Here is a 22,216-nt window from a genome sequence, read left to right as displayed (position 1 = left end):
ATGGACGTCGCCGGCTACCGACCACGCACCGTGGTCAGCGGCGGCCTGGTCGAGCTGGCCGTCATGTGGGGTGGCTTTCCGCTTGTCGGCGCGGGCACCGGATGGCTGCTCGCGGCGACGACGGGCTGGCTCGCCCGGCTGCCCTGGGTGCCGTTCAGCGACCTGATCGAGTGGCTGGACCGGCTGCCCGAGCCGCAGGCCACCGCCGGCACGATCGGGGCGGGCGTCCTGGCCGGCCTGGTCCTCGCCGGGATGGGCACCGCCGAACGGCTGATCGTCACCGTCGACACGGCGCAGGTCCGGCTGCGCCGCTCCGACCAGGACCGTGCCGTCGCGCGGGCCGACACCCGGGTGGTCTTCCTCGCCGACAAGCACCTGGTGCTGCTCGACGCCGACGGGGCGGAACTGGTCCGGGAGTCGACGGACCTGCCGGCCGCGCGGCTCGCCGCCGCGTTCCGGGAGCACGGCTGGGCCTGGGCGGACGGCGACCCGCACCGGTCGGCGTACCGGCTGTGGGTGCCCGACCTGCCCGGCCTGCCCCCCGGCGCGGACGCGCTGCTGCGTGCCCGGCAGCGTGCGATCCAGCGGGACCGTCGCGACGACGCCCGGGAACTGCGGCGGGAACTGGGCCGGATCGGCGTGGTGCTGCGCGACGAGGGCAAACGCCAGTACTGGCGGGCAGTCGTCCCCGGAGCGGGACGACCGACTTCTGCCGAGCGGGAGCAGGAGGGGCGGTAGCGTCTGTCCCAGAGAGATCCTGGGAGTGCGCGATGACCGAGCAGCAGCCGTACCGGGTGGTGTCCCGACACCCCGGCTTCGAGCTGCGCCGCTACCCGGCTCACCTGGTGGCCGAGATGCAGATCCAGGCGTCGTTCACCCGGGCGCCGATCGAGGCGTTCCGGCCGCTGGCCGCCTACATCGGCGGCGCCAACCGGGCCCGACACCCGATCGGGTCGGCCGCGCCGGCGATGCCGGCGGCCAGCGACTCGGAGAAGATCGCCATGACCGTGCCGGTGGTCCAGATCGAGGGCGAGTGGCCCGGCGCGTACCTGATCCAGTTCGTCATGCCGGCCACCTTCACCGCCGCCACCCTGCCCGAACCTCTCGACCCGAGGGTGCGGACCCGTGAGGTGCCGGGGCAACTCGCGGCGGCGATGCGGTTCTCCGGGCGGTGGACGGAGCAGGCGTTCAGCCAACGCGCCACCCTGCTCGGCCGCTCGGTCACCGCGGCCGGGCTGCAACCCACCGGCGCGATCCGGTACGTGCGCTTCGACCTGCCGTGGAAGCCGTGGTTCCTGCGCCGCAACGAGGTCGTGCTGCCGGTCGTCGAGTGAGCCGACGATGCCGTCCGGCTACCGGCGGTCGTCGAGCGAGCGGTTGTCGGCGGTGGGCCAGGCCAGCAGGGTGACCCCGGTGAGCAGCACGGCCCCGAGGGCCATCTCCGGCAGGAGTCTCGTCTCGGGCGGGACGGCCCGGACCAGCCCCACGCCGAGCAGCGCCGCCACGGTGACGCCGGCCGCCAGCCCGACGCGGGACTCCGACCGCGCCGGGGCCGCCGCCAGCACCCCGAGAACCACGCAACCGCCGACGGCGAACAGCACCGTCGGCCGGACGCCGATCAGCTCGGTCAGCGGTTGCAGCACGGTCACCCCGAACGCCCAGAGCACGACGGCGGCGGCGGAGAGCAGCAGCCCGAGCGGCCGCGCGGATCGCATCCGGAGACGGTAGCCGTCCGGTCGCTCTCCCGGGGGGTGGGAACGTCGTCAACCGACGACGCCGACCCGTGACCGCGCGGGGCGGTTCCGCAGCATCCGCCACGTCGGCAGCACACTGGCCAGCACGGCGAGCAGCAGACACAGCCCCACCGCCCCGGCGATCACCGACCACGGCACCACCAGGTCGACGGACGCGCCGACCTGCTCGGCGAGGCCGGCGCGGATGCTGAGCAGACCGACGAACGCGACGGTCCCACCGAGCAGCGCGCCGATCAGCACCACCAGGGCGGACTCGGCCGTGACCAACCAGATGACCTGCCGCCGGGTCGCCCCGGCCAGGCGGATCAGCCGCAGGTCGACCGCCCGGCCGGCGGCGGCAAGCAGCAGCGTGTTGGCCACCGCGATGGCCCCGTAGCCGGCCGACACACCGATCAGCAGCAGCGTGAAGAGCCAGACGAGGCGGTCCTCCGCGGCGTCCGCCTCGGCCGCCCAGGTGGCGACGTCGACGACCCGCGCGCCGACCGGAGGCTCGATCCGGTCCCGGACGTACACCGTGGACGTCAGCGCCGACGGGTCGTGCGTACGCACCACCGCCCGGGGCAGGAGCAGATCGCCGGGGAGCGAGTCGTCGGTGACCACGGCGACGACGCGCAGCGACACCAGTTCGCCGTCGGCGAAGACCACCGCGTACGGCTCGGACGGCCGCAGGTTCGCCGCGGCGGTCACCACCACCGTGTCGTCGCCGCGCAGGTCGTCGAGCGAGCCGGCAACGACGGTGAGCGCCCGGTTCGCGGCAGCGAAGCCGACCGGGTCCACACCGAGCGCGGTCAGCGGCCGGTCCGCCGGCGCCGTTGCGGGGTCGGTGCGGAAGACCGTGGTCGGCAGGAGGGCGGTGCCACCGGTCGCCACGACCGCCTGGTCCGACAGACCCGGCGACCGGTCGGGCACCACGATCCAGCCGGCGTTCACGTCGTCCGCCCGACCTGCCGCGTACGCGGCCGTGGTGGTCCGCACCATCCCGGACACCAGCACCGCGAAGGCGACGGTGAGCAGCACCGGGGCGGCCGTGGACGCGGTCCGCCGGGTCGCGGTCAGCGCCCCGCCCCGGACCAGCATCCCGATCGCGCCACCGCGCCGCCGGATCGGAGAGCGCAGCAGTCGCACCACCGGCCCGACCACCGCCGGGGAGAGCACTGTGGCACCGGCCACCAGGGCCATCACCGCGTACAGGGCGTACTGCGCCCCGATGCGGGCCTCCTCGGCGGTCGCCGTCCCGACGCTGAGGGCGACCCCCGCCGCGACGAGCAGCGCGCCGGTGCCGAGCCGCAGCCGCCCGATCGGCCGCTGCTCCACCGCCGCCTCGCGCAACGCCTCCAACGGTCGGACCCGGGCGGCCCGGCGCGACGCCGACCAGACGGCCAGCAGCGCGATCACCGGCCCGGTGGCGAGCGAGAGCGCGATCGGCCACGGGGTGTACCGCACCTGGAACGTCGACGGCTCGAAGCCGACATCGACGAGCAGCCGACCCAGCAGCGGGGCGAGCACCGCGCCCACCAGCAGACCGACGAGTCCCGCCGCGATGCCGACGACGAACGCCTCGGCGTACACCAGGCGGCGGACCTGGCGTCCGGTGGCGCCGACGGCGCGGAGCAGGCCCAGCTCACGGCGGCGCTGCGCGATGGTGAACGCGAAGGTGGAGGCGACCACGAACACCGTGACGAAACCGGAGAGAGCCGCCGTGCCGGTGAGCACCTGCATGCCGATCCACCGGGTGCGGGCATCGTTGCGCGGCTCCAACGCGCCGCGCGCGTCGCCGGTCAGCACCCGTCCGTCCGGGCCGACGACGCCGCGCGCCGCCGTGGCGACCCGCTCGGGCTCGGTCCCCGCCGCGAGCACCAGCCCGATGGCCCGGACGCCGGGCGCGAGCGTGGCGGCCACCTCGTCGGCGACCCGGACGCCGGGCGCGTCCACCAGACCGGTGACGGTGTACGACTCCGGGCCCGCCGCGGTGAGCAGGGTGACCGGCGCACCGGTACGCAGCCCGAGCGCGCGGTCGACGACCACCTCGCCGGGCCGGCGGGGCGGCTCGCCGGCCGTCAGGTGCAACCCGCCCAGTCGGGCGCTGGACCAGCCGTGTCCCTGGTGGGCTTCCTCCCGCCGGGTGTCGGTGCCCGAGGGTCGGCCGTCGATGAGCGGCTGGGCGTAGAAGGTCCGGTCCGGCACCGCCGCCGTGACGCCGGGCAGGGCGGCCAGCCGGTCGACGAGTCCCGCCGTGGCGGTGGCGGACCAGGGCCGGGTCGGCAGGAACGAGTCGGCCGACGCGCCCGCCTCGGGGCTCTGCACCACGACCTCGGCCCGCGCGAGCCGGTCCGGGACCTGGGGACGGCCGGCGGCGAGCAGCAGGGTGGCCGCCGCGACCAGCGCGACTCCGATGGCGACGGCCACGAACGCGCTCGCCGACCGTCGGATGCTCACCACGACGACCCCGCAGGCGTCGTCACGTCCGAGGACGGGCCCGTCTCCCGCTCGGCGATCCGGGCGGCGACGACCGCGGCGGTGATCGGGCCGTTCAACTCGTCGACGACGCGGCCGTCGGCGAGCAGCAGGACCCGGTCGGCGTACGCGGCGGCGGCCGGATCGTGGGTCACCATGACCACGGTCTGCCCGTGGTCGTCGACGAGCGCGCGCAGCAGTCGGAGCACCTGACGGGACGCCGCGCTGTCCAGTGCGCCAGTCGGTTCGTCGGCGAAGACCACCGCCGGACGGGTGATCAGCGCGCGGGCCACGGCGACGCGTTGCTGTTCGCCGCCGGACAACTCGCTCGGCCGGTGCCCCACCCGGTCGGCCAGGCCCACGGCGTCGAGCGCCGCGGTCACGTCCCGGGCCGGCGGGCGCCGGCCGGCCAGGCGCAGCGGCAGCTCGACGTTCTGCGCGGCGGTCAGTGTGGACACCAGGTTGAACGCCTGGAACACGAAGCCGATGCGGTCGCGCCGCAACCGGGTCAGCTCGTCCTCGCCGAGGTCGTTCAGGCGGGTGCCGTCGATCGTGACGACTCCCTCGGTCGGGGTGTCCAGCCCTGCCGCGCAGTGCAGCAACGTGGACTTTCCCGAGCCCGAGGGGCCCATCACCGCCGTGAACGTGCCGCTCGCGAAGCTGGTGCTCACGCCGTCGAGCGCCGTCACCCGCCGGGTTCCGGTGCCGTACACCGCGCGCAGCCCCGTCAGGGTCACCGTGTGTGTGGTCATGGCCGTTACGGTGCCGAACGCGCAGGGTGCGGCGCGTCGTGCCGGAGTGGACACTTTCCCGCCCTCCCCCGGGCGGAGTCGAAGGCCCCCGAGCGCCGGCCGTCGTCCTCGGGGATGACCGCCCACGGGTGGACGCGGTCGATCCGGCCGGCCGTTACCGTCTGGGGCGTGACCGCTCTCCTGCTCACCCGGCGGCTGCGACCGGTGGACCTGTACGTCGTGGACGCCGTGCTCGCCGTGGCGGTCGGTGGGCTGCTCTGCCCGTACGCGGCGCTGGAGTCGCCGCTGCGCGGGGGCATCGACGAACCGCTCTGGGTGTCCGTGCTCGTCGGGATGGCCATCGGGCTGCCGCTGGCCGCCCGGCGACGGTGGCCGATCCCGGTCGCCGTCGTGATCAGCGCCGTCACCACCGTCGCCCTGATCACCGGCGTGATTCCCAACTTCGCCGCCGCCGCGCCGGCCCTCGCCATCGGCCTGTCCTTCTACACGGTGGCCGTGTCGACTCCCACGCGCCGGTCGCTGCTCAGTGCCGCCGGTTGTCTCGCTCTGGTGAGCGTCGCCCTGGTGCTGACCGCGGGCGACCTCTGGTCGCGGACCGGCGCGGTCGTCTACGGCACCGTCATGATCGCGCCGGCCTGGGTGATCGGCTGGCTGCTGCGGGAGCGACGTGCCCTCGCCGCCCGGCAGGGCGAGCACATGGTCCGGCAGGCCGCCGCCGAGGAGCGGTTACGGGTGGCGCGGGAGTTGCACGACGTGGTCGCGCACACGCTGAGCCTCATCGTGGTGAAGGCGGCCGTCGCCAACCACGTCGCCGAGGCCGACCCGCGGGAGGCGGGGGCCGCCCTGCGGGTGATCGAGGAGACCGGCCGCACCGCGCTCACCGACGTTCGTCGGGTGCTCGGCGTCCTGCGGGAGGACACCCCGTACGCGCCGACGCCCGGCCTGGACGAGCTGCCGGCGCTCGCCCGGCAGGCGGCGATCGGCGGCGTCGACGTCCGGCTCGACGTGCGACGCGAGGAACCGGACGGCGAGGTGCCCGAGTCGGTGGGCCTCACGGTGTACCGGATCGTGCAGGAGGCGGTGACAAATGTGGTGAAGCACGCGGCACCGGCGGGCTGCCGGGCGTTGGTGACGGTCACCCCCGACGAGGTGCGGGTGGAGGTGACCGACGACGGCCGACGTCCGGTCCTGCTCGGCGGGGAGGGCCACGGGTTGATCGGCATGCGGGAACGGGTGGCGTTGCACGGCGGGGAGTTTCGGGCCGGTCCATGCTCCGACGGCGGGTTCGCGGTGACGGCCAGCGTGCCCTACCGGGTGGCCGCGTGATCCGGGTGCTGATCGCCGACGACCAGGCGCTGCTGCGCGGCAGTTTCCGACTGCTCGTCGATCTCGCCGGGGACTGCACGACGGTGGGCGAGGCGGGCACCGGCGTGGAAGCGGTCGCACTGACCGGCCAGCACCGTCCGGACGTGGTGCTGATGGACGTCCGGATGCCGGAGATGGACGGCATCGAGGCGACCCGGCGGATCTGCGCCGACCCGGCGACGGCCGGCACCCGGGTCATCATCCTGACCACGTTCGACCTGGACGAGTACGTCTACGGCGCGCTGCGCGCCGGCGCCAGCGGCTTCCTGCTGAAGGACACCCCACCGGCGGATCTGCTGGCCGGGATCCGGGTGGTCGCCGCCGGTGAGGGGCTGCTCGCGCCCACGGTGACCCGCCGGCTGATCGACGAGTTCGCCCGGCGGGCGGAGCCGACCCGGCCGTTGCCGCGCCACCTGGACGGGGTGACCGAGCGTGAACGGGAGGTACTCACGTTGATCGCCCGTGGTCTGTCCAACGCGGAGTTGGCCACCCGGCTCAACCTCAGCCCAGCGACGGTCAAGACGCACGTCGGGCGGTTGCTGACCAAGCTGGGGGCGCGCGACCGGGCGCAACTGGTCATCGTCGCCTACGAAACGGGTCTGGTGGGGCCGAGCGGCCTACGCTGAGCCGGTCGACCCGAACCCGAGGAGGAGCCATGACCCGTTACGTCGCCCTGCTGCGCGGGGTCAACGTCGGCACCACCCGGCTGGCGATGGCCGACCTGCGCCGGATCGTCACCGACCTGGGCCACGACGACGCGAAGACGTACCTGCAGAGCGGCAACGTGGCCTTCGGCAGCACCGTGCGCGACGCGGAGAAGCTGGCCGCCGGGATCGAGCGGGCGCTCGCCGACGAGCTGGGGCTGACCGTGCCGGTGCTGGTGCGCAGCGGCCGGGAGTTGGCGGCGGTGGTGGGTGGCAACCCGTACGCCGAGGTCGAGGACGATCCGACGCGCCTGCTGGTGGCCTTCCTGGCGACTCCTCCGAAGAAGTCCGTGGTGGATGCGCTCGTCGTGCCCGGCGGTGAGAACGTGTCGTTCACGGTGACCGGCCGGGAGGTCTTCCTGCACTTCCCCGACGGCGGCTACGGCCGGTCGAAGTTCACGAACGCCTACCTGGAGAAGAAGCTCGGCGTGGTGGCCACCACCCGCAACTGGAAGTCGGTGCGCGCCCTGGCGGAGCTGGTCGCCGGCTGACCGGGCGGGCGCGGGCGCCCGCCCGGGCCCGGTCAGAAGTGGTACGCGGTCTCGTACTCGGGCACCAGCACCCGGCTGCGCGGCGAGATCCGACGCACCGCCGCGATCATGTCGTCGAGCCGGGCGCGGTCGGCAGGTGCCACGACCGGCGGGTTCTGCAACGGCGTCTCGAAGTTGTCCCAGTGCACCGGCACCACGACCTTCGGGTAGTCCAGACCCTCCAGCAGCCGGGGCAGGTAGTCGCCGGTGGTGGTGGCGCTCTGCATGGCCACCATCGCCACGTCCGGCGCCAGGCCGGTGAGGTTGCGCTCGGCCACGTCGCTGGCCCCGGTGAAGTAGACCGACGGGCCGCGCTCGACGCGCAGCAGGTATCCCAGCGTGTCGCCCTCCGGGAGGTCCGCGATGGTCGCCGGCCGCGCCGGCTGGGTCACCCGCACCCCGGGGAAGGCCACGGAGTACGACGCGTTGCGGCTGTGCAGCGAGCCGACCACCTCGATGCTGTGGTCGCCGAAGTCGAGCACCTCCCCGCCCTTCACCGCGCTGAGCTGCGCCGCCGGCACCCCGTAGGCCAACCCCAGGTGGTACGCGGTGAGCGTGCCGAACACCCGCGCGCCGGTGCGCCCGGCGATGTACGGGACGTCCATGAAGTGGTCCCAGTGGGTGTGCGTGACCAGGACTGTCGTGGCCCGGTCGACGCGCGGATCGATCACGTCGGTGCGCACGGTCAACGGGGCGTCGGTCCGGAACGCGCCGGCGAACAGCCCGGTGTCGATGCGGCTGAGGAACGGGTCGACCAGGACGGTCCGGTCGGCGATGTCGATGCGCCAGCCGGCCGTACCCCACCAGCGGAAGCTGACCGCGCCGGTGCGGCGGCCGGCGGGTGTCGGCGCGGCGGTCGTCGGCGCGGCCTGGGCCGGGGTGGTGGAGGTGGCGACGAGGCCGCCGGCCGAGACCAGGGCGGTGGTGGCTGCGGCGTCGCGCAGGAAGCGACGGCGGTCGAGGTGGGACATGCGGATCTACTCCCCGTGTTCGGGTGATCGGTCGACACGAGCCAACCAGCGCCACCGCCTCCCGGTCCAAGATCGAACGCTGTTCCCTCCCATACGTCCCGGCATATCGTGCCTGCTCAACGACTGCGCTTCGGCCCCCGGACGCGCGGAAAACTCACTCGCCGCGCAGTGCCTCGACGGCCGTGCGGGCGGCCTCGCCCATCGCCAGGTCCACGTCGATCCGGCGCGGGGTCAGCTCGTCGGCGCGGGCGAAGACGGCGATGGCGTACCGGCCGCCGTCGGGGTATTCGGCGACGCCGGCCTCCAGGTGCAGGCCGGGCAGGGTGCCGGTCTTGCCGGACACCCGGACGCCGGGCGGGAAGCCGGCCGCCAGCCGGGTCCAGAAGATCTGCCGGGCCATCCAGGTGCGGACCATCGCGCAGGCCGCCGCCGGCCCGGCCTCGTCCCGCCAGATGAGGGTGAGCAGCCGGGTGATCTCCCGGGCGGTGCTGCTTGTGGTGTGCGCGGGGTCGAAGACCCGCATCGCCCGGACCCGTTCCGGCGGCAGCGTCGGGAAGATCCGCGCGAACTCCGCCTCGGTCCGCGCGCCCACGTCGGCGAGCATCAGCTCGACCAGCTCCCGAGGACCGCCGAGGACGCGGGTGCGGGTCAGCCCCAGCTCGGCGGCGAGCATCGGCAGCAGGTCCGGGCCGACCCGACGCAGCAGCAGGTCGGCGGCCGTGTTGTCGGTGACCGACATGGCGAAGTACGCGAGGTCACGCAGCGACACCTCGGCGTCGTCGGCGCAACCGGCCAGCCCCCACCCGCCGAGCCGGTCGGCGGCGGTGACCAGTACCCGTTCGGTGGGGTCGAGCTGGCCGGCGTCGACCTGCCGGGCGAACTCCAGCACCAGCAGGATCTTGAAGATCGACGCGATCACCACCTGCTCGTCGGCACGCACCCCGACCTGCCGGTCCACGGCGTCCGGGTCCACGGCGTCCACGTCCACCGCGTCCAGGTCGACGACGTGCAGGCTGGCCGTCACCCCGACGCCCGCGAAGATGGCCTCGATCCGCTCCCCCACATCCACCCGGGCACGGTATCCAGTGGCGGTGTTCCGCCGCTGGCGTAGGGTCCGGCCGTGGACCTGCTCCGGCACCTGCGGCACTTCGTGGTGGTCGCCCACGAGCTGCACTTCGGGCGGGCGGCCGAACTGCTCGGGATGGCCCAGCCGCCGCTGAGTCAGTCGATCCAGCGGCTGGAACGGGAGCTCGCGGTCGAGCTGTTCGACAGGTCCCGCCGCCAGGTGCGGCTCACCACCGCCGGCGGTCTGCTGCTCGCCGAGGCGGAGGAGCTGCTCGCCGGCGAGGGCCGGCTGCGCAACCTCATGGGCCAGGTCCGCGCGGGCGAGCTGGGCGTCCTTCGTGCCGGTGTGCCGCCGGAGACCCCGGCGGTGACGCTGCGCGCCCTGCTGGACCAGCTCACCTGTCGAGCGCCCGGCCTCGACGTGGAGCTGCACGAGCTGACCACCGCCGAGCAGGTGCGCATGCTCACCGAACGGACCCTGGACGTGGGGCTCGTGCACCATCCGGTCGAGGCGGACGGGCTGCGTTTCGGCGCCCCGGTGGACGTACCCCTGGGGGTGTTGCTGCCGCGGACCTCGCCGCTGGCCCGCGGCCGGGAGGTGCCGCTCGCGGCGCTCGCCGGCCTGGACCTGGTGGCCGCGCCCCGGGCCACCGCGCCGGGCTGGCACGACCACCTGCTCGCGGTGTGCCGGCGGCACGGGTGGCGACCGGCGCGGGTGCGACCGGCGCGCAACCCGGAGTTCCTGTTCGGGCTGGTGCTGGCCGGCGGCGGAGTGGCCGTGGAGCCGGCGACGCTGGCACGCCGGGAACCCCGGATCGCGTGGCGGCCGATCGCCGACGCCGCGCTCGCGAAACGCACCTCGGCGGTCTGGCCGGAACGCTCCGCGCACCCGGCGGCCCCGATGGTCGGGCAGCTCGCGGCCGAGGTGCTGGCCGTCGCCGAGCCGTCGTCACCGACGCCGTCCACGCCGCCCTCGGTGCCTGCCGAACGGCCCTGGCCGGTGTTGTTCGACACCACCGGGTGAACCAGGCCGACGTTGCGCTCGTCACCCCGTATTGGGCGGTGCATCGTCCACCCGCCCGGGTATGGATGACGGATACCGAAGACGCGAAGGAGCCGCAATGGGCAACACGATTCCTGACATCAGCCTGAACGACGGCACGACGATCCCGCAGCTCGGCTTCGGGGTGTTCCAGATCGAACCGAAGGACACCGTCGCGGCGGTGACCACGGCGCTGGAGACCGGCTACCGGCACATCGACACCGCCGAGATGTACGGCAACGAGGCCGAGGTCGGCGAGGCGGTCCGCGTGTCCGGCCTCGACCGGGGCGACGTCTACGTGACGAGCAAGCTGAACAACGGCTTCCACCGCCCGGACGACGCCCGCAAGGCGTTCGACTCGACGCTCGCGGCGCTGAAGATGGACTACATCGACCTGTTCCTGATCCACTGGCCGCTGCCGACGCTGTACGACGGCGACTACGTCTCGACCTGGAAGGTGCTGGAGGAGTTCCAGCGCGACGGTCGGGCCCGCTCGATCGGCGTGTCGAACTTCCAGGTGCCGCACCTGCGGCGGCTGGCCGACGAGGCGAGCGTGGTGCCGGCGGTCAACCAGATCGAGGCGCACCCGTACTTCGTCAACGACGAGGTCCGCGCCTACGGCAGTGAGCACAACATCCTCACCGAGGCGTGGTCGCCGATCGCCCAGGGCAAGGTGCTTGACGACTCGACGGTGGTCGACATCGCCGAGCAGCTCGGCCGCACCCCGGCGCAGGTGGTGCTGCGGTGGCACGTGCAGCGCGGCGACATCATCTTCCCGAAGTCGACCACGCCGAAGCGGATCGAGGAGAACACCCGGATCTTCGACTTCGAGCTGGACGACGCGGCGATGGAGCGGATCACCGGGCTGGACAAGGGTGAGGCCGGGCGGACCGGCCCGAACCCGGACACGTTCGCCTACGTCCCCCGCTGACGCTCTTCTGCTGGTGCTGCCGCTCGGTCCGCACGCCGACTGAGCGGCAGCACGCTCGCCCCCGGTTCAGGAGCCGACGCGCTCGGCCAATCGGCGGAACACCGCCTGGGTCGGCGAGGCCGGCTCGGCGACGTAGACGATCAGCCGCTGCTCGGTCTCCGGCACCAGCAGCACACGGCACTCGAACTCCAACGGCCCCAGCTCGGGATGCGCCACCCGCTTCACGACGGGACGGCGCTCCTCGACGTCGTGCTCGGCCCACAGCCGGGCGAACCGGGGCGAGGTGCCGAGCAGTTCGGTGACCAGCTCGCGGATCGCCGGGTCCGCCGGGTAGCGGCCGTAGGCGGCCCGCAGGTCCGCCACCGTGCTGTGCACGAACCGACGGGCGTCGGCGTCGGTCCAGTGGGCGTCGGTCATCGGCTGCCGGAACGTCCAGCGGATCATGTTGCGCTCCGCGTCCGGCACGGCCGCGAGATCCCCCACGAAGTGCGTGGCCAGACGGTTCCAGGCCAGCACGTGGTACGCGGCGTCGACGAGGTATGCCGGCGACTCGGTCATGGCGTCGAGCAGGTGCCGCAGCCCGGGGGTCACCTCCCGGCTCGGGCCGACGGTCGAGGGCGGGTGCTCCCCGGCGATCCGGAACAGGTACTCCCGCTCGTCGCGGCTCAGCAGCAGCGCCCGGGCCATCGCGGCGAGCACCTGCCGGGACGGGTGTGGGCCGCGACCCTGCTCCAACCGGATGTAGTAGTCGATCGACATCCCGGCGAGCTGGGCGACCTCCTGCCGACGCAGCCCGGGGGTGCGCCGACGGATCCCGTCGGGGAGACCGACCTCGGCGGGGCTCAGGCGGGCGCGGCGGGTGCGCAGGAACGCCGCCAGTTCGTCACGTCGCAGGCCGCTGCTCGTCATCCCACCAGCATGCCCCGGGCGGGGCCGGCCAGGGTGGTACCGCCGGTCCCAGCCTCGGCCCGTCCCTGTCCACGGGCCGCCGCCGGGGTGAAGCTCGACGGCATGACGAACATGGTCGCCCTGATCACCGGGGCCAACAAGGGAATCGGCTTCGCCACCGCACGACAGCTCGGCGGCCTCGGCATGACCGTCCTGGTGGGTGCACGCGACGCCGAGCGGGGGCGGGCCGCGCAGCAGGAGCTGCGCGACGGCGGTGTGGACGCGGTGTTCGTGCCGCTTGACGTCACCGATGCCGGGTCGGTGGCCGCCGCCGCGAAGTTGGTGGAGGCGGAGTACGGCCGGCTGGACGTGCTTGTCAACAACGCCGGCATCGTCCTCGCCGACGGTGCGCGAGGGCTTCCCAGCGAGACAACTGTGGCGACGCTGCGCCGGCTGTACGAGACGAACGTCTTCGGGGTGGTGACGGTGACCAACGCGCTGCTGCCGCTGCTGCGCCGGGCGCCGGCCGCCCGGATCGTCAACGTCTCCAGCGAGGTCGGCTCGATCGCCGTGATGACCGACCCGAACGGCGCGCTGTTCGAGTTGACCTCCGTGCCGTACCCGTCGTCGAAGGCGGCGCTGAACATGCTCACCGCCATGTACGCCAAGGAGCTGCGCGACACCCCGATCAAGGTGAACGCGGCGAACCCCGGCTACTGCGCCACCGACCTGAACGGCAACGGCGGCTTCCGCACCGCCGAGCAGGGCGCCGAGGTGAGTGTGCGCCTGGCGACGCTGCCGGCCGACGGGCCGAGCGGACTGCTGTGGGGCTTCCAGATGGACGCCGGCGGCGGGTACGGCGTACTCCCCTGGTGAGACGAGCGCTTGACCTGGAGCGCACTCCAGCCACCAGGGTGATCCTCGGGCGCCCACCGGCAGGGCGCACGGAAGGAGATCCCATGCGGTACCGCACGATCGGCACCGACCCGGCGACCCGGCGCGAGGTAAGCGTGCTCAGCCTCGGGGCCATGCTGTTCGGCAGCGCCACCGACGAGGCCACCTCGTACGCGATCCTCGACCGGTACGTCGAGGCGGGCGGCACGTTCATCGACACGTCGGACAACTACGCGTTCTGGATGGACGGCTCGCAGGGCGGCCAGAGTGAGGAGCTGCTCGGGCGGTGGCGGCGCAGCCGGGGCATCGGCTCCGAGATCGTCATCGCCACCAAGCTGGGCGCCCGCCCGCTGGCCCCCGGCACCAGCTACCTGGACAACGCCGAGGGCCTGTCGGCAAAGGTGATCCGCGAGTCGGCGGAGCGCAGTCGCGACCGGCTCGGCGTGGAACGGCTGGACCTGCTCTACGCACACATCGAGGACCGGACGGTGCCGCTCACGGAGACCGTGGAGGGCTTCGCCGAGCTGGTCGCCGAGGGGACTGTGGGCCTGCTGGGCGCGAGCAACCACCGGGCGTGGCGGGTGGAACGGGCCCGCGCGCTCGCCGCGGCCGCCGGCCTCCCGGGGTACGAGGTGCTCCAGTACCACCGCAGCTACCTGCCCAACCGCACCGACCTGGTCAGTGAGCTGGACCCGGACGGCGAGCCGGGCGGCGTCGGCGGCGACCTGCTCAGCTACCTGCGCGCCGAGCCGGCGCTGACCCTGGTGGCGTACTCGCCGCTGCTCAAGGGGGCGTTCACCCGGGCGGACAAGCCGCTCAGCCCGGCGTACGACCTGCCGAGCGCGCCCCGGCGACTGGCCGCCCTGCGGGAGGTGGCCGGGCAGACCGGCGCGACTGTCAACCAGGTGGTGCTCGCCTGGCTGCTGGGCGGTGACCTGCCGTCGATCCCGCTGGTGGGCGCCTCCTCGGTGGCCCAACTGGAGGAGAGCCTGGCAGCGGTCGACCTGGACCTGACCGCCGAGCAGCGGCACCGCCTCGACACCACCTGGTGACCGGCGACGGCCGCCCCGCCGACCTCAGTCGTCGGTCGGCGGGGCGGTCAGGTCGAGCTGCCAGTCGTTGGCACGCATCAGGTGCCCGGGCGGGTACTCGAAATTCGTCTCGCCGAGGAGGGTGAAGCCCGCCTTGCGGCAGACCGCATTCGAGGCGGGATTGTCGACCGACGGGTACGCGTGTGCGTAGCGCCGGTCCCGTCGGGCGCGGGCCACGTCGAGAGCCGCGCGCACCGCGACGGTGGCCAGCCCCTGCCCCCGGTACGCGGGCAGCACCGCCCAGCCCAGCTCGTACACCTGTTGGTCGCGCCACTCGCGGGCCCAGTAGCCGACGCTGCCCGCCCGCGCGCCGTCCGGCAGCACCAGTGTGAACATGCACCCCTGCCCGCCCTCGGCGAAGTGCACGTACCTGTCGTGCCGGGCGAGCACCTGCTCGTCGGTCTCCGGGCCGCCGGTGTGTCGGCGCGTGTCGGGTGAGTTGAGCTGCCGCAGCAGATCGAGATCATCCTCGTGCCACGGCTCGATGCGTACCTGCGCCATTCCGTCCCCCTCGTCGACCCCAGTCAAGCCGATCCCACCGACATTCCGTCCCGAAACAGCGCCCGCTAGATCCGATCTAGCGGGCGGTCGGTCGTCACCTCGCGCCTCGTGTGTGCACACGTCGGACGAGAGGTAAAGATCATGAATAGACGTTCCACCGGCCTGGCCATCGAGGCCGAGGGGCTCACCCGATCCTTCGGGGAGACCCGGGCGCTGGCCGGCATGGACCTGCGGGTGCCCGCCGGGACCGTCTACGGCCTGCTCGGCCCGAACGGGGCGGGCAAGACCACCGCGGTTCGGGTGCTGGCGACGCTGCTGCGCCCCGACGGCGGCACCGCGCGGGTGTTCGGGCACGACGTGGTCACCGAGGCGGACAAGGTCCGCAGCCGGGTCAGCCTCACCGGCCAGTACGCCTCCGTCGACGAGGACCTGACCGGTACGGAGAACCTGGTGCTCCTCGCCCGCCTGCTCGGCCTGCGCAAGCCGGCCGCCCGCGAGCGCGCGGCGGCGCTGCTCGCCGCGTTCGGGCTGACCGAGGCGAGCGACCGCCAGGTGAAGAAGTACTCGGGTGGGATGCGGCGGCGCATCGACATCGCCGCGAGCATCCTCAACACGCCCGACCTGCTCTTTCTCGACGAGCCGACGACGGGTCTCGACCCGCGCAGCCGCAACCAGGTGTGGGAGATCGTCCGGGCCGTGGTGTCGCACGGGACGACAGTGCTGCTGACCACCCAGTACCTCGACGAGGCCGACCAGCTCGCCGGGCGGATCGCTGTCGTCGACCACGGCCGGGTGATCGCGGAGGGCACCCCGGGCGAGCTGAAGTCGTCGGTCGGCTCCGGCACCGTCCACCTGCGACTGCGGGAACCCAATCAGCGGCCGCAGGCCGAGCTGGTGCTCCGGGAGGCGCTCGACGTGCCGGTGCAGCTCGCCGCGGATCCGGTCGCGTTGACCGCCCGGGTCGGCGAGGCCGGCAGCGACCTCGACGCCAGCGCGCAGGCCGCCCGCGCGCTGGGTGACCTGGCCCGCGCCGGCATCGTCGTCGACGACTTCTCGCTCGGCCAGCCGAGCCTGGACGAGGTCTTCCTGGCCCTGACCGATCATCCGGCCGTGTCGGCCGACGAGCGCGACGACGAGCTGGAGGCAGCCCGATGAGCGAGACCACCACCACCGAACGGGCGCCGTCGGTCTACGTACCGTCCGCCGAGGCGCTGGCGACCGTCCTGGCGCCGGGCGCGCGACCCCGCCGACCCAGCGCGCTGGGGGCGTCGCTCACCTTCGGTTGGCGGGCGCTGCTGAAGATCAAGCACGTGCCGGAGCAGCTCTTCGACGTGACCGCGTTCCCGATCATCATGGTGCTGATGTTCACGTACCTGTTCGGTGGCGCCCTCGCCGACAGCCCGCGCGACTACCTGCAGTTCTTCCTGCCCGGCATCATGGTGACAAGCGTCGTGATGATCACCATGTACACCGGTATCGGTCTCAACACCGACATCGAGAAGGGCATCTTCGACCGCTTCCGGACGCTGCCCGTCTGGCGGCCGGCTGCGCTTGTCGGCATGATCTTCGGCGACGTGCTGCGCTACATCCTCGCCGCCCTGGTCATCCTCGGCGTCGGGTTGGCGCTCGGCTTCCGACCCGACGGCGGCGTCGCCGGGGTGGCCGCCGGGATCGGCCTGCTGGTGGTCTTCTCGTTCGCGTTCTCGTGGGTGTGGACGTTCTTCGGACTGATCCTGCGCAGCGAGAAGTCGGTGATGGGGGTCAGCATGATGGTGCTGTTCCCGCTGACGTTCCTCAGCAACGTCTTCGTCGAGCCGAGCACCATGCCCGGCTGGCTCCAGGCGTTCGTGAAGGTCAACCCGGTGACGCAGCTGGTGGCGTCGGTGCGCGCGGTGATGGCCGGCGAGTCGGATCCGTCGGCCACGATGTGGCTGCTGGCGTGGAGCGTCGGCTTCGTGCTCGTCTTCGGCACGTTGACCATGTACAAGTACAACCGCCGCTGACCGTGCCCCTCGAATCACCGCCTCAGAGCCACCAGCGCAGCGGCTCGGGCGGCAGGTAGCGGCAGGTGCTGCCGGTGGAGACGGACTCGCGCAGGTGACCGCCGAGCGCGGGATGGCGTTCGTCGAGCTTGCGCAGCGTGTCCCGGATCCGCGCGGTGACCGTCTTGCGGGCCCGCTCGGCCTCGTCGCCCAGCCGCCGGCTCCGGCCGGCCAGCCCCGCCGCGGCGCGCAGCTCGTCGAGCAGCGCGCCGCGCTCGGCGTCCAGCGCGGCGGCCCTGCGCTCGTCGCCGCGTGCGGCGGCTCGGTCGATCTCGTCGTCGAGGCGGGTCAGGTGCCGCCGGTAGCGGGCCTTCGCCTCGTCGTCGAGGACCGGATCGCCGCCCATCCGGCGGGCGGCCACCAGCTCCGGTCCGGCGGCCGGGTCGAGCAGCTCCACCGCCGGCACGTCGCTGCCGGGTCGACTCAGCAGCAGGTGCAGGTCGTGCAGGCCCTTGGCGTCGGGCAGGTGTGCCACGACCCCGGCGTACGCGAGCTGCCAGACCGGGCCGTCGCGCCGAAAGGCGTACCCCTCGACCGGCGGGTCGGGCGGCGTCACCCGGCGCCGCCCGACGACCTGGCCTGGCCCGGCGGCCCGGCCCGCAACGGCGACTCGACCTGCCTCGGCGGCCTGGGCCGGGCGGACGGCCTGGTCTGGCCCTGCGGCCCGGGCCGGGAGGGCGACCTGGTCTGCCTCGGTGGTGTCGCCCGGACGGGCGACTCGGCCTGGCCCGGCGTCCTGGGCCCGGCCGGTGACGTGGCCCGACTCGGCGCGGGCCGGATCCGGGGCGGCGAGCCGGAGGAGCACCTGTCGCATGCCGAGGGCGGTGGCGTCCCGGGAGGTGGTGGCGCGCAGCTCGGCAAGCGTCGCGGCGTCGCCCGGATGGTCGCGGCCGGCCAGGGCGTTCACCAGCCCGGCGCGGGCGATGAGCGACCAGGGTCGGGAGCCCATCCGGTCGGCGGCCTCGCGGGCCGCCGTGAAGCCGGCGATCGCGTCGTCCCAGCGCTCCTCGGCGGCGTCGACCACGGCGAGCCAGTGGTCGACGGGCCCGCTGATGTCGCAGCCGAAGAGCCCCACCGCCCACCGCCCCCGGTGCGGGGTCAGCGCGGCACGCGCGTCGCGGCAGCGCTGCGGGTCGCGGGACGCGGCGGCGGCCTGCGCGCGCAGGCGCAGCCACAGCGGTGACACCGGACGTGGGTAGCGAATGTCGGCGGCCTCGATGACGGCGGTCAGCCGCACCGCCGTCTCGTCATCGCCGCGCTCGGCCGCCGTGATCGCCGACAGCAGCTCCCGGTACGGGTAGTCGGTCGGCGCCCACTCGCGCAGCAACGCGTCGATCTCGTCGAACCGCCCCTGCAACAGCAGCCGGGCCCAGCGCAGGTGATGGCCCATGAAGGCGAACTCGGCATGCCCCGGGTCGGACAGGTCGGCGATGACGGTGAACCGCTCGTCGGCCTCGGCGAAGTCACCCCGGAACGCCGCGATGATCCCGCCGTCCACGGCTGCCGCCATCCGAGGGCGGGCCAGGTCATCCTGCTGGCCCGCGGTGACGAAGGCGGTGAACTCCTCGACGAAGCGCGGGTCGCCCAGTTCCAGCAGCGCCACCCAGCGCAGCGAGGTGGCCCACAGCTCGGTCTCCCGGTCGCCCGAGCGGCGGGCCACGTCCCGGATCTCGGCGGTGAGCGCGGCTCTCGCCGCCGCGGTGCCCAGACCCCAGGTGGTGTCGTGGCGGGCCCACAGGCTGAAGGTGAGCGCCTCGTCGTCGCGGCCGGAACGGGCGATGGTCTCCGTCGCGGTGATCAGATCCGCCACCAGTGTGCCCACCGACGCGGTGGCGGCCGGCTCGCCGATCAACCGCTGGTACGCCTCGCGTACCAGGTCCGCGGTGTCGACCGAGTGGATGGTGTCCACCTGGCGGGAGCGGTGCACGGTGAGGGCGACGCGGGCCAGCAGCACCGGGTCGTCGAGCGTGCGGGCCAGCGTCGCGGCCTCGGCGAGCAGGCGTACGGCCTCGTCCCGACCGGCGTGGTGATATTGCACCTCACCGAAGTCGACGAGCAGCCGGACCCGCTGCGCCCGGTCCTCGACGACCTCCAACGCCCGGCGGAAGTGCACAGCCGCCTCGTCGGCGGCGAGCCTGGCGAACGCGTCCCGCCCGGCGGCGACCAGCAGCTCGACGACCCGGGCCCGGTCGAGCGCCGGGCCGGCCAGGTAGGCGTGGCGGGCCAGGTCGGCCGGGATCAGCCGGTCGGTCAGCGCCGTCGGCGGGTCCACCGCACGGACCACCGCGGCGTGCCGGGCGTGCCTGTCGTCGGCGGTGAGCCCGTCGTAGAGGGTCTCCCGGACCAGGTCGTGGGCGAAGGCGAACCGGCCGCCGCTTCGGGCGACCACCAGCCGGGCGGTCACCGCCTGGTCGAGCAGGCGGTCGAGCTGCGCCGCCGGGGCCGCCACGCTGGCCGATAGGACTTCCCGGTGGAACTCGCGGCCCAGCACGGCGGCGACGGTGAGCGCCTCGACCACCGCCGCGGGCAACTGGTCGAGCCGTCGGCGCACCGCCTCGCGTACGCCGGGTGGGATGGTGCCGGTCGTGCCGTCGGCGTGCCACAGCCGGGCGGTCTGTTCGACGAAGAAGGGGTTGCCGCCGGTACGCCTGTGCACCTCGTCGGCCAGGTCGGCGTCGGGCTCCCGCCCGGCGGTACGCGCCATCAACGCGGCCACCTCGTCGCGGGCGAGGCCGGTGAGGGTGATCGTGGTGGCCTTGGCGACGAGCGGCATCAGCAGCGGGCGCAACGGGTGCTCGCCCGCCTCGACCTCCGCGTCGCGGTACGTGCCGATCAGCAACAGCCGCTCGAACCAGGTGTGCTGGGCGGCGAACGCCAGCAGCCGCAGCGAGGCCGGGTCGGCCCAGTGCAGGTCGTCGAGGACGACCACCACCGGCCGGTGCTGGGAGACCGCGACAAGCGCGGCGGTCACCGCGTCGTACAGGGCGAACGCCTCCTGATCGGCGACGTCCCGGCCGTCGTCCCGACCGTCGTTGGGGGCGGGCCAGGCGGCGGCGAGGTTGGGGACGTCGGCGGTGCTGGTCTCGCCGAGCAGGGCGGCGAGGGCGGGCTCGGCGTCCGGCCGGGCGAGCGCCCAGTCGTCGGCGGAGCGCCGCAGGACGCGCAGCACCTGCACCCACGGCCAGTAGCCGGGGGCGCTGTCGGAATCCCAGCAGGCCGCGCCGAGCACGAGCGCCCCGCGCCTGCGGGCCTCCCGCGCCACGGTGGTGACGAGGGTGGTCTTGCCGATGCCCGGCTCACCGGTGACCAGGACGAGACCGCCGTGGCTGGTGGCGGCCCGATCCAGCTCGGCGCGCAGCAGACCCGCGGGGTGATCCCGCCCGATGATGGCGTCGCCGACCCGCGCGTCCATGGTTCCCAGACGGTACTGGACCCCACCGACGTTGAGCGTCGAGATTCGAACGCCGCGGGCACCCCGGCTCCCTGGCAACTGCTGTGGCCACGCACCACCTGCCAGCCGGAGCCTGTCGAGCTGATGTCGGCAACGAATCGATCCCATGCCTCCTCAAACTTCCCTATGAGGTTAGGATAGGGAACGATGACGGAAGAAATGTATTCAGTTGAACAGGTCGCCGACCGACTCGGCCTGCACGTGCGGACGGTGCGCGGCTACATCCGCTCTGGCCGGCTGCGCGCCGTGCGGATCGGCAAGCAGTACCGGATCGCCGCCAGCGATCTCGACGCGCTCACCGGACGGCCGCCCACCACCACCGTGGCCGGGCAGGCCGAGGTGTCGAGCATCGTGCAGATCGACGGCGTCGACCGGGCCGCCGCCGACCGACTCGGCACGCTCGTGCTGGCCAGCGTCAACACCGGGCACGACCCGGCCCGGCCGCTGCGGGTGCAGACCGTGCACGACGATGACCGTCGCCGCCTGAAGATCATCATCCTCGGTGATCCCGCCGGCACCGCCGAGGTGCTGCACCTGCTCGACGCCGTCCTCAATGCCGACAACGGCCTACTCCACCGGAAGGTCCACGATGCCTGACGAGATCCAGGAACGCGCCGGAGTGCCGGTGCTGGTCTGCGACCCGGCCGGCCCGACCGTCGCCACCGAACAGGACGCGCTGGACCTGATCGGCGCGGCCTTCGCCGGCGCGCAGGTGGTCGCAGTGCCGGCCAACCGACTCGACGAACGCTTCTTCTCGTTGGGCACCCGCTTCGCCGGCGACGTGATGCAGAAGTTCGTCAACTACCGGCTGCGCCTGGCCGTCGTCGGTGACATCTCGGCGCACCTGGACGGCAGCTCGGCGCTACGGGCCCTAGTGCACGAGTCGAACCAGGCCGGGCACATCTGGTTCGTCCCCGACCTCGACGCCCTCGACGCCCGCCTCCGCGCCACGGCGTAGCGCCATCTCCACCGCGTCCGCTTCCACACCGCGGCGGTGGGCCTGCTCGGCCGCCCAGCGCAGATAGGCCAGCCACTCCTCGGCTGACCAGCCGTTCGGGCGGCCGACACCGGCCTCCGCAGGGAGACGGCTGGCCACGACGCGGTCGAGGATCAGCGGCTGCACACCGCCAACCCCTCGCCGGTAGCCGACGAAGTAGAGGACCTTCGTGAACAGCCCCGGCCCCAACCACGGCAGGCGAGCGTGGTTGGGGTCGCGGAAGCGGCGGTAAGCCGTGCGGAGCCCGTCCTCGTCGGGCGCTGACGCGGACACCTCCTCGAGCGCGTACGCCAGGCGTTTGCCGTCCGGATCGGCACCGAGCGACCTGGCGGCCCGCCACGGCCCGTACCCGATGGGGCCGTAGCCCCAGACCAGCACCGCGGTCAGCAGTTGCCGCGCGCTGGCGTTGCCCGCTCGGTACGCATCGGCAACGGCGAAGACGTCACGCCGCCAGACCTCGCCGCTCGATGGAAAGTTGTCGGGCCAGGCATCTGGCGGCAGCCCCGCCCGCCACCGGTCGACCTTCACGATGATCGGGGCCCGCTCTCCCGGCCATGGCCTGCGCATGGTTACCTCCCTCAGGTCGCGGAGCAGTCCGCCCTACGTGGGGATGTCCGCCGCCAGCACGTTATGGCCGGCCTCAACCGTCCGGCTGCCCGAGAACGCCATATCGCGGTATCGCGTCTCCACCGTGTCCGATTGCGCCCGCCGGGGAGACGGCCCACAGCCGGACCTGGGCTCAGGACTAGCCGCACAGTGGCCGGGTACGCGCGATGCATGGGTA

At 73.5% G+C, this 22,216-nt stretch carries 22 protein-coding genes; 13 read left to right on the top strand and 9 right to left on the bottom strand.

The window, feature by feature from the left end; translation table 11 throughout:
- Complete coding sequence (locus tag MILUP08_RS06905; RefSeq protein WP_007456044.1) at window positions 1-738, top strand: YqeB family protein; 738 nt, start codon at window positions 1-3, stop codon at window positions 736-738.
- Window positions 739-770: 32 nt separating this feature from the next.
- On the top strand, window positions 771-1,334 hold the full coding sequence (locus MILUP08_RS06900; protein ID WP_007456042.1) for an SOUL family heme-binding protein: 564 nt from the start codon (window positions 771-773) through the stop codon (window positions 1,332-1,334).
- An 18-nt stretch (window positions 1,335-1,352) separates the two neighbouring features.
- On the opposite strand, the gene MILUP08_RS06895 is transcribed toward MILUP08_RS06900, so the two are convergent.
- From MILUP08_RS06895 to MILUP08_RS06885, 3 genes are read right to left on the bottom strand one after another with little or no spacing between them, the layout of a single operon-like run.
- The gene (locus tag MILUP08_RS06895) at window positions 1,353-1,715 is read right to left on the bottom strand and encodes a hypothetical protein (RefSeq protein WP_007456040.1); all 363 of its coding nucleotides are present in this window, start codon (window positions 1,713-1,715) and stop codon (window positions 1,353-1,355) included.
- A 48-nt stretch (window positions 1,716-1,763) separates the two neighbouring features.
- Window positions 1,764-4,190, bottom strand: coding sequence for an ABC transporter permease (locus MILUP08_RS06890; RefSeq protein ID WP_007456037.1), 2,427 nt, complete (start codon window positions 4,188-4,190; stop codon window positions 1,764-1,766).
- Entirely contained in the window at window positions 4,187-4,960 is a 774-nt protein-coding gene (locus MILUP08_RS06885) for an ABC transporter ATP-binding protein (RefSeq protein ID WP_051065676.1), read from the bottom strand. Before MILUP08_RS06885 ends, MILUP08_RS06890 begins: the two co-directional genes overlap by 4 nt.
- A 168-nt stretch (window positions 4,961-5,128) precedes the next feature.
- On the opposite strand from MILUP08_RS06885, the gene MILUP08_RS06880 reads away from it, so the two are divergent.
- Genes MILUP08_RS06880 through MILUP08_RS06870 form a run of 3 tightly spaced genes read left to right on the top strand, consistent with a single transcriptional unit; the run spans window position 5,129 to window position 7,520 of the window.
- Window positions 5,129-6,286, top strand: coding sequence for a sensor histidine kinase (locus MILUP08_RS06880; RefSeq protein ID WP_063827242.1), 1,158 nt, complete (start codon window positions 5,129-5,131; stop codon window positions 6,284-6,286).
- The gene (locus MILUP08_RS06875; protein ID WP_007456031.1) at window positions 6,283-6,951 is read left to right on the top strand and encodes a response regulator; all 669 of its coding nucleotides are present in this window, start codon (window positions 6,283-6,285) and stop codon (window positions 6,949-6,951) included. The genes MILUP08_RS06880 and MILUP08_RS06875 overlap by 4 nt, the downstream gene beginning before the upstream one ends.
- A 29-nt stretch (window positions 6,952-6,980) precedes the next feature.
- On the top strand, window positions 6,981-7,520 hold the full coding sequence (locus MILUP08_RS06870; RefSeq protein WP_007456029.1) for a DUF1697 domain-containing protein: 540 nt from the start codon (window positions 6,981-6,983) through the stop codon (window positions 7,518-7,520).
- Between the two features lie 32 nt (window positions 7,521-7,552).
- Here the strand turns inward: MILUP08_RS06870 and MILUP08_RS06865 are convergent, their stop codons facing one another.
- On the bottom strand, window positions 7,553-8,530 hold the full coding sequence (locus tag MILUP08_RS06865) for an MBL fold metallo-hydrolase (protein WP_007456028.1): 978 nt from the start codon (window positions 8,528-8,530) through the stop codon (window positions 7,553-7,555).
- A 154-nt stretch (window positions 8,531-8,684) separates the two neighbouring features.
- The gene (locus MILUP08_RS06860) at window positions 8,685-9,599 is read right to left on the bottom strand and encodes a serine hydrolase (protein ID WP_007456026.1); all 915 of its coding nucleotides are present in this window, start codon (window positions 9,597-9,599) and stop codon (window positions 8,685-8,687) included.
- Between the two features lie 51 nt (window positions 9,600-9,650).
- Here MILUP08_RS06860 and MILUP08_RS06855 point away from each other — a divergent pair, with 51 nt between their 5' ends.
- Both MILUP08_RS06855 and MILUP08_RS06850 read left to right on the top strand, forming a co-directional pair.
- A complete protein-coding gene (locus MILUP08_RS06855) occupies window positions 9,651-10,619 on the top strand; it encodes a LysR family transcriptional regulator (protein ID WP_007456025.1) in 969 nt (322 codons plus the stop codon).
- 97 nt (window positions 10,620-10,716) lie between these two features.
- The gene (locus tag MILUP08_RS06850) at window positions 10,717-11,568 is read left to right on the top strand and encodes an aldo/keto reductase (protein ID WP_007456022.1); all 852 of its coding nucleotides are present in this window, start codon (window positions 10,717-10,719) and stop codon (window positions 11,566-11,568) included.
- A 66-nt stretch (window positions 11,569-11,634) separates the two neighbouring features.
- Here the strand turns inward: MILUP08_RS06850 and MILUP08_RS06845 are convergent, their stop codons facing one another.
- Window positions 11,635-12,477, bottom strand: coding sequence for a helix-turn-helix transcriptional regulator (locus tag MILUP08_RS06845; protein ID WP_007456020.1), 843 nt, complete (start codon window positions 12,475-12,477; stop codon window positions 11,635-11,637).
- Window positions 12,478-12,579: 102 nt separating this feature from the next.
- Here MILUP08_RS06845 and MILUP08_RS06840 point away from each other — a divergent pair, with 102 nt between their 5' ends.
- Together MILUP08_RS06840 and MILUP08_RS06835 are read left to right on the top strand one after the other, a co-directional pair.
- The gene (locus tag MILUP08_RS06840; protein ID WP_007456018.1) at window positions 12,580-13,332 is read left to right on the top strand and encodes an SDR family oxidoreductase; all 753 of its coding nucleotides are present in this window, start codon (window positions 12,580-12,582) and stop codon (window positions 13,330-13,332) included.
- An 83-nt stretch (window positions 13,333-13,415) separates the two neighbouring features.
- On the top strand, window positions 13,416-14,402 hold the full coding sequence (locus MILUP08_RS06835; RefSeq protein ID WP_007456016.1) for an aldo/keto reductase: 987 nt from the start codon (window positions 13,416-13,418) through the stop codon (window positions 14,400-14,402).
- Between the two features lie 24 nt (window positions 14,403-14,426).
- Here MILUP08_RS06835 and MILUP08_RS06830 read toward each other — a convergent pair whose 3' ends face one another.
- Window positions 14,427-14,942: a GNAT family N-acetyltransferase gene (locus tag MILUP08_RS06830; RefSeq protein WP_007456014.1), complete on the bottom strand. Its 516-nt coding sequence runs from the start codon at window positions 14,940-14,942 to the stop codon at window positions 14,427-14,429.
- A gap of 141 nt (window positions 14,943-15,083) precedes the next feature.
- Between MILUP08_RS06830 and MILUP08_RS06825 the strand changes: the two genes are divergently transcribed.
- Both MILUP08_RS06825 and MILUP08_RS06820 read left to right on the top strand, forming a co-directional pair.
- The gene (locus MILUP08_RS06825; RefSeq protein WP_007456013.1) at window positions 15,084-16,097 is read left to right on the top strand and encodes a daunorubicin resistance protein DrrA family ABC transporter ATP-binding protein; all 1,014 of its coding nucleotides are present in this window, start codon (window positions 15,084-15,086) and stop codon (window positions 16,095-16,097) included.
- Entirely contained in the window at window positions 16,094-16,945 is an 852-nt protein-coding gene (locus MILUP08_RS06820) for an ABC transporter permease (protein ID WP_007456011.1), read from the top strand. Before MILUP08_RS06825 ends, MILUP08_RS06820 begins: the two co-directional genes overlap by 4 nt.
- A gap of 22 nt (window positions 16,946-16,967) precedes the next feature.
- Here MILUP08_RS06820 and MILUP08_RS06815 read toward each other — a convergent pair whose 3' ends face one another.
- A complete protein-coding gene (locus MILUP08_RS06815) occupies window positions 16,968-20,396 on the bottom strand; it encodes an ATP-binding protein (protein WP_007456009.1) in 3,429 nt (1,142 codons plus the stop codon).
- Window positions 20,397-20,582: 186 nt separating this feature from the next.
- Between MILUP08_RS06815 and MILUP08_RS06810 the strand changes: the two genes are divergently transcribed.
- Entirely contained in the window at window positions 20,583-21,032 is a 450-nt protein-coding gene (locus tag MILUP08_RS06810; RefSeq protein ID WP_007456007.1) for a helix-turn-helix domain-containing protein, read from the top strand.
- Complete coding sequence (locus MILUP08_RS06805) at window positions 21,025-21,393, top strand: DUF4180 domain-containing protein (protein ID WP_007456005.1); 369 nt, start codon at window positions 21,025-21,027, stop codon at window positions 21,391-21,393. Before MILUP08_RS06810 ends, MILUP08_RS06805 begins: the two co-directional genes overlap by 8 nt.
- On the opposite strand, the gene MILUP08_RS06800 is transcribed toward MILUP08_RS06805, so the two are convergent.
- Window positions 21,307-21,999, bottom strand: a complete 693-nt coding sequence (locus MILUP08_RS06800; RefSeq protein WP_007456003.1) for an 8-oxoguanine DNA glycosylase OGG fold protein — start codon at window positions 21,997-21,999, stop codon at window positions 21,307-21,309. The genes MILUP08_RS06805 and MILUP08_RS06800 overlap by 87 nt on opposite strands.
- Window positions 22,000-22,216: the final 217 nt, after the last annotated feature.

The organism is Micromonospora lupini str. Lupac 08 (assembly GCF_000297395.2).
Lineage (GTDB): Bacteria > Actinomycetota > Actinomycetes > Mycobacteriales > Micromonosporaceae > Micromonospora > Micromonospora lupini.
Note: the sequence above shows the minus strand (reverse complement) of the source record. Positions and strands in the feature narration are given on the sequence as shown.

What these genes read in the sequence shown, in the direction of transcription:
- MILUP08_RS06905 (WP_007456044.1), top strand. Translation starts at nt 1, where the DNA reads ATGGACGTCGCCGGCTACCGACCACGCACCGTGGTCAGCGGCGGCCTG.
- MILUP08_RS06900 (WP_007456042.1), top strand. Translation starts at nt 771, where the DNA reads ATGACCGAGCAGCAGCCGTACCGGGTGGTGTCCCGACACCCCGGCTTC.
- MILUP08_RS06895 (WP_007456040.1), bottom strand. Translation starts at nt 1,715, where the DNA reads ATGCGATCCGCGCGGCCGCTCGGGCTGCTGCTCTCCGCCGCCGCCGTC.
- MILUP08_RS06885 (WP_051065676.1), bottom strand. Translation starts at nt 4,960, where the DNA reads ATGACCACACACACGGTGACCCTGACGGGGCTGCGCGCGGTGTACGGC.
- MILUP08_RS06870 (WP_007456029.1), top strand. Translation starts at nt 6,981, where the DNA reads ATGACCCGTTACGTCGCCCTGCTGCGCGGGGTCAACGTCGGCACCACC.
- MILUP08_RS06865 (WP_007456028.1), bottom strand. Translation starts at nt 8,530, where the DNA reads ATGTCCCACCTCGACCGCCGTCGCTTCCTGCGCGACGCCGCAGCCACC.
- MILUP08_RS06850 (WP_007456022.1), top strand. Translation starts at nt 10,717, where the DNA reads ATGGGCAACACGATTCCTGACATCAGCCTGAACGACGGCACGACGATC.
- MILUP08_RS06845 (WP_007456020.1), bottom strand. Translation starts at nt 12,477, where the DNA reads ATGACGAGCAGCGGCCTGCGACGTGACGAACTGGCGGCGTTCCTGCGC.
- MILUP08_RS06840 (WP_007456018.1), top strand. Translation starts at nt 12,580, where the DNA reads ATGACGAACATGGTCGCCCTGATCACCGGGGCCAACAAGGGAATCGGC.
- MILUP08_RS06835 (WP_007456016.1), top strand. Translation starts at nt 13,416, where the DNA reads ATGCGGTACCGCACGATCGGCACCGACCCGGCGACCCGGCGCGAGGTA.
- MILUP08_RS06830 (WP_007456014.1), bottom strand. Translation starts at nt 14,942, where the DNA reads ATGGCGCAGGTACGCATCGAGCCGTGGCACGAGGATGATCTCGATCTG.
- MILUP08_RS06825 (WP_007456013.1), top strand. Translation starts at nt 15,084, where the DNA reads ATGAATAGACGTTCCACCGGCCTGGCCATCGAGGCCGAGGGGCTCACC.
- MILUP08_RS06820 (WP_007456011.1), top strand. Translation starts at nt 16,094, where the DNA reads ATGAGCGAGACCACCACCACCGAACGGGCGCCGTCGGTCTACGTACCG.
- MILUP08_RS06815 (WP_007456009.1), bottom strand. Translation starts at nt 20,396, where the DNA reads ATGGACGCGCGGGTCGGCGACGCCATCATCGGGCGGGATCACCCCGCG.
- MILUP08_RS06810 (WP_007456007.1), top strand. Translation starts at nt 20,583, where the DNA reads ATGACGGAAGAAATGTATTCAGTTGAACAGGTCGCCGACCGACTCGGC.
- MILUP08_RS06805 (WP_007456005.1), top strand. Translation starts at nt 21,025, where the DNA reads ATGCCTGACGAGATCCAGGAACGCGCCGGAGTGCCGGTGCTGGTCTGC.
- MILUP08_RS06800 (WP_007456003.1), bottom strand. Translation starts at nt 21,999, where the DNA reads ATGCGCAGGCCATGGCCGGGAGAGCGGGCCCCGATCATCGTGAAGGTC.